Source organism: Phyllobacterium sp. P5_D12 (genome assembly GCF_054049495.1).
The window spans coordinates 1-914 of the sequence record NZ_JBFUMG010001022.1 but is presented as its reverse complement, the minus strand read 5'-3'; the positions used below and the strand labels follow the sequence as shown (position 1 = coordinate 914).

The 914-nt window shown below is 55.6% G+C and carries 1 protein-coding gene and 1 pseudogene; both read right to left on the bottom strand.

Annotation, left to right across the window (positions count from 1 at the left end; genetic code table 11):
- Positions 1-619: flagellar basal body L-ring protein FlgH (locus tag ACXJ5O_RS28405; RefSeq protein WP_457302827.1), on the bottom strand; the 619-nt coding region annotated here is incomplete at its 3' end.
- A pseudogene (locus tag ACXJ5O_RS28400) lies at positions 616-914 on the bottom strand (MotE family protein); the annotation flags it as partial. The gene ACXJ5O_RS28405 and the pseudogene ACXJ5O_RS28400, both read right to left, overlap by 4 nt.

Below are 914 nucleotides of genomic sequence, written 5' to 3'. Positions count from 1 at the left end.
CGGCAATCTTGTCGTATGGAATTCTGTTCAGATTCGTTATGTCCCGGGGACGGACCACCCCAGCGACATTGAGAACGCGCAGCTCATTATTCACGCCGATTTCCTGGGAGCCCCGGATAACCATATTTCCGTTTGGTAGAATAGCGGTCACGATCGCTGCCACCTGCAGATTGATCTTTTCCGACCGGTCGATCTTGCCCTCGCCCTTGGAACGGCTATCGGAATTCAGGTCGAGATTGCCGCTGATATCGCTCGGCGACACTCCGCTGCCGCCTATGTCAGCGGACAATCCATAGCCAGAGGATGCTACACGCGACCGGTCAGACTTGTTGTCCAGCTTCGCCTTGTCATCAATCGTGATATCAACGGTCAGCACGTCACCGGGATTGGTCGCCCGCGGATCACGGAAGAAGCTTGCCTGACTATCCCGCCAGAGTGAATATTTTTGTGGCCGCGGTTGTGACGGATAGTAAGCCGGATCGGTAACATTGAAGCCTTGGCCAACGCCTGTGCCCACTGGCGACATTTCGGGCGCGCGATTGAAGTCGCGTAAATTGTTCGCGCAGCCTGCAAGAGTGAAAATGCCGACAAGAGCGATCGATTGTGCCGCTTTTTTCATTGGGCGGTTCTTTCTGCTGCTGGAACAATGCGTGACCCGACGATGACCCGGGCAAGCTTCGATGATTTTTCCGCAGGCATTTCATTTAAAATGACACTTGAGACGCGGGGATTCAGCTTGAGGAGAAGTGCGGCGGCGGCCTCGTCGCCAAGCAGCGCCATCTGCGCTGCCGCTGCGTCTGGCCGCATCTTGGAAATGATGCCGACAAGGGAATCTTCGGCCTTGTCGATAAACTCGTCGCGTCGCTTCAGCCAGACTTCATATTCCTTGCGCTTGGCGTCGAGCTGCTCGATAC